This window comes from Dankookia rubra, assembly GCF_004355005.1.
GTDB classification, from domain to species: Bacteria; Pseudomonadota; Alphaproteobacteria; order Acetobacterales; family Acetobacteraceae; genus Paracraurococcus; species Paracraurococcus ruber_A.
Window position 1 is genome coordinate 1 of sequence record NZ_SMSJ01000194.1, and the last position, 4065, is coordinate 4065.

The following is a 4065-nucleotide window of genomic DNA, read 5'->3' on the forward strand; positions in this document are numbered from 1 at the left end:
GCAAGCCCCTCACCATAGGGCAGGAAGGCGCTACCAGGTCCCGCAGTGAGGAGGGCCAGCGGTGCCTGCGCCCGAACGGGGCACGACGCGGCCAGGACGGGCAGCGACAGCGGGGAACGGCGTCGCATGGGGGCGAACTCCGGCAGGGTGACCCGATCAGCTTAGAGAGACCTAGGGCACTCGGCGACTATCGACATCTACCTGATCGGCTCTGCCGGGTGCGGCCATCCAGGCCGTAGCCACTGGATGGACGGAACCGGCTTCGTTCAGCCTTCCATCGATGCTCGTGGCTCACCTCGTGTGATCAGGCTTGCCGCCAACAACAGCGCAGCTGCCGCCAGCAGCGACGGCGCGGCAAAACCGCCAGTGCGGTCAAGCAGCAGCCCGTCCATCACCGGCCCGGCAATCTGCCCTACCCCGAAGCCCGCCGTCGTCAGGGCAAAGGCGCGCCGCTGATCGTCCGGCGCGAGGGCGCGGGCCGCCGCAAAGCCGAGCGCCGTGATGCCCATGAAGGTGCCGCCCAGCAGTGCGGCCGTCAGTAGCGCCCCGGCCGAAGTCGTCCAGAGCCCACCCGCGGCAACGCCCAGGGCCTCCAGCAGGCAGGCCGCTGCATAGGCCCACCTCGGACCGATCCGGGTGCCCGCCCAACCCCAGGCAGCTGTCGAGGGCAGGGCGGCGAGCCCGACGATGAGCCAGACCACCGGCTCCAGCGCACGAGCCTCGGGGCTCGCCCTGACCACGGCCACGAGGAAGGTCGCGGTGGCGACATAGCCGAAGCCGAACAGCCCGTGGCACAGGGCCAGCCGGCCAAGGCCAGACGGGCGACGCGCAACGGGCGCATCCACGCTGACCGGCCTTGCCGGGGCGACAGCCTCAGCAGGCACGAGCCAGACCACCACGGGGACCACTGCGGCCGCGGCCCCACCCACTGCCACCCAGAGTCCGCGCCAGTCGGCCCCGGCTGCCTCCAGTGCGGTGACCAGTGCCGCCGAGGCGGCGATCCCAAGCCCGACGCCAGCGAAGTGCAGCGCCGAGAGGCTGCCACGGCCCACGGCGGCGAGGCGATCAAGGATCAGGTCCGAGCCGAGGACCAGCACGAAGGCGCTAGCCGTCCCACCGATCAGGCGCAGCAGGAGGAAGCCCCACAGCGAGCCGACCAATCCCATGGCCGCCGTCGTGGCCGCCCCGAGGAGCAGCGCGCCGAGAAACCAGGCCCGGCGGCTCCCTGGAAGGCGGGGTGCCGCGGCGACCAGGGCGCCGGCGAGGTAGCCGACGAAGTTGGCCGAGGCGATCAGCCCCGCCTCCGCCTTGCTCAGGTCCAAGGCCTCGATCATGGCCGGCAAGATGGGGGTGTAGACAAAGCGGCCGATGCCCATGGCCGAGGCCAGCGCCAGCATCCCGCCGAGGGCGACCAGGCCAGGCCCAGGACGGGCCGCCCGCGTGCTACTACCTGTGACGGCACCCAGCCACCGCAACGCCGTACCCGACGCACTCATCACGCCCACCTTCGCTGCTATGCCCGAGAGGGCAGCGGCAGGCTGATCCGCGCTGAAGGCCAGGAAAAGCGATTGCTTTTGATGGCCGGCATCTTTCCGGCAGATAGATCAGCTATTCGGCCGCAGCCTGCAGGTCCTCGCTGCGCGAGGGCCGGACCATCTCCACAAAAGCCGCGAGCGCGCTGGAGCGGTAGGCGTCCCGCCGCCGCACGAACACCGTCTCGACCCGGGCGTCGCGGGCCGGTATCGCGTGCAGGGCGACCCGACCCTCGCGCCAGATCGGCCCGACAAGCGCCCGTGGCAGCAACGTCACCCCGAGCCCGGCCGCGACGCAGCCGAAGATCGCCTCGAGGGTGCCGAACTCCAGCACCCGGACGACCGGGATACCCCGCCGCGCCAACACCTCCTCCAGCCGATGGCGATAGGAGCAGCCGCGGCGCAGCACCACGATCCGGAGGTCCCCCCGCCCGGCCAGCGCATCCAGTGACCCGATCGAAGGCGCCGAGAGCAGCGCCAGCTCCTCCACGAAGACGGTCTCCGCTTCCAGCTCCGGATGCGCCACCGGACCGCAAACGAAGGCGCCCTCCAGCCGGTGGTCGAGGACCTGCTCCACCAGCTCGCAAGTCGTCCCGGTCCGCAGGGTCAGATCGACCGCGGGATGCGCTGCCACGAAGGTGGTCAGGGCAGGCGAAAGGCGCAGCGCGGCGGTGGTCTCGAGCGAGCTGAGGACCAGCGCCCCTTGCGGTGTGCCGTCATCGAGCGCGGCCCGGCGGGCACCATCCAGCAGGCTTGCCATGCGGCACGCGAAGGGAAGCAGCCGCTGCCCGGCCGGGGTTGGCTCGACGCCGCGGGCATGTCGGTGGAATAGCGGTGTCCCAAGCTCGTCCTCAAGCCGGCGCATCCGCGCGGTCACGTTGGACTGCACCGTGTGCAGCTCCGTTGCGGCCCGGCCCATGCCGCCCAGCCGCAGCACGGCCTCGAACACCCTCAGGTCTGCGGCGTCCATGCTGCTCCGCTCCTCGCCAGTAGCTTTACCCTAGCCGGAGTTGTCGGCACCTGCGACGCTTCGTAGCCCCTCCTCGAGCGCCTGCCGGATGAGGTCAGCATCGCCGGTGTCTGCGTGCATGGCATGGCCAGGAGGATGCTCAACACCCCGGATCCCGGTGAGAGGCTGGGTGTATGCGCGTACAGAATTTGATGGTACCTGCCAGACGTTACCATCTCATGCCCACTCACAGCCAGGGCGGGGGATCATCCGGGTCGGGCGTGCCGATGTCAGTGATGCGGTAAACGGTGATCGGGTTCCACTGCTGGGGTGCCGTTGACTGCGTGGTGGTAGACGCGGAGGGCGATGATGCAGACGAGGTGTCCCGCTCTACCTTCCGCGCCTGCCTGTCCTTCGGCCTGTGGGGCAGCGGGGTGACATCAAGGCTCGACGCGTGCAGGCGGATCAACTCGGTACGCCATCCCTTCGGCGGCGGGTAGGGAACGCCCCATCCGGCCAGTGTCTTCGCCGTCCAAGCGCCTACCTTGGTGCTCGTCGAAGCGCGCGCGATCTCCTGCGGAGATGGCGCAGGACGAGGCATCAATTCGAGCGGTTCGTAATAGGGTGGTTCGTCGCGCTGCATGGCAGCAGGTTTGTATCGCCGAGAATTCGGCAATGCAATTTGTCTCTCCATCGCGCGCTCGATTGCTTCGCTCTCGACCGCGGGCTGCTAGTGATCTCTGGCTTGCTGCGCTGCGCTCGAACCGATCACGCGCAGCGATGCGAAGGCATGCGGGCGCCGATTGTGCCATCTGGCGCAGAGCAGTGAAGCGAACTACCTTTCACTCACCCATTAGGCTGGATGCGTTCTTTCCCCCCTGGGCACATGCGTAAAACAAATGGCCAAGGGGGAGAGGATCGTCACCCGATTGAGTGTAGACGCTCAACAAGAGGCGTTGCGCTGTTACGCGCACAGGGGATTGCCCGGTCCCTGTCGTACCTCCGATTCCTCAGACCAGTCGCCTAGATCATGCGCAGGGGTTGTCCGCGGGGATGATCTCATTGCTCCCCGGGCCATGCCGCAACGGCGCCGTAGTGTCTGATACAAGGGTTAGCACCCCGTTCGGGGTGCAGCACACCGATGAGGCTGTCGAGCCACCCATCGGTGCAGCGGTTCGTCAAATCGCAAGACGTAAACCGCTTCTTTCGGTGCCTTGCACGGTCTGCTCGTCCGTCTCCGGCTTCCCAGGTTCCGATGCCAAGACGGTAGACCACTACAGCCGCATCCGCCGACGAGTTGGAAGGGAGGGTGGCTGCGCTTGCCGAGGGACCGTTCGATCGGCCTCGCCTTTTTGTCGGCGGGCCACCGAACAAGATGCCCTGCGCATTATGCTGTAGTCTCTGACCTACTATTTTACTATTGATCCGGCCTGGGCGGTCTTGAAGGCGAGTAGGATCCGTCCAGGTTGGGGACATGAAGCATGTGGACATCCGCAAGCTGCCGGCGGCGGCGCAAGAGGAACGTCGGCGACAGGTGATCGGGCTGCGCCAGGCCGGCCTGACCTATGGTGCGATCGCGGCGCA

3 protein-coding genes are annotated in these 4065 nt (G+C 67.9%); all 3 read right to left on the reverse strand.

The genetic code is table 11. The annotated features are described in order from the left end of the window. Positions 1-266: 266 nt before the first annotated feature. On the reverse strand, positions 267-1397 hold the full coding sequence (locus E2C06_RS35580; RefSeq protein WP_206664841.1) for a YbfB/YjiJ family MFS transporter: 1131 nt from the start codon (positions 1395-1397) through the stop codon (positions 267-269). A gap of 211 nt (positions 1398-1608) precedes the next feature. Then, positions 1609-2502 carry a LysR family transcriptional regulator gene (locus E2C06_RS35585; RefSeq protein ID WP_133293260.1) on the reverse strand — a complete coding sequence of 298 codons (894 nt, stop codon included), beginning with the start codon at positions 2500-2502 and terminating at the stop codon, positions 1609-1611. A gap of 226 nt (positions 2503-2728) precedes the next feature. Next, positions 2729-3124, reverse strand: a complete 396-nt coding sequence (locus E2C06_RS35590) for a hypothetical protein (protein ID WP_133293261.1) — start codon at positions 3122-3124, stop codon at positions 2729-2731. Positions 3125-4065: the final 941 nt, after the last annotated feature.

Coding starts and splice junctions, on each gene's coding strand:
- E2C06_RS35580 (WP_206664841.1), bottom strand. CDS start 1,397: ATGCTGGCGCTGGCCTCGGCCATGGGCATCGGCCGCTTTGTCTACACC.
- E2C06_RS35585 (WP_133293260.1), bottom strand. CDS start 2,502: ATGGACGCCGCAGACCTGAGGGTGTTCGAGGCCGTGCTGCGGCTGGGC.
- E2C06_RS35590 (WP_133293261.1), bottom strand. CDS start 3,124: ATGCAGCGCGACGAACCACCCTATTACGAACCGCTCGAATTGATGCCT.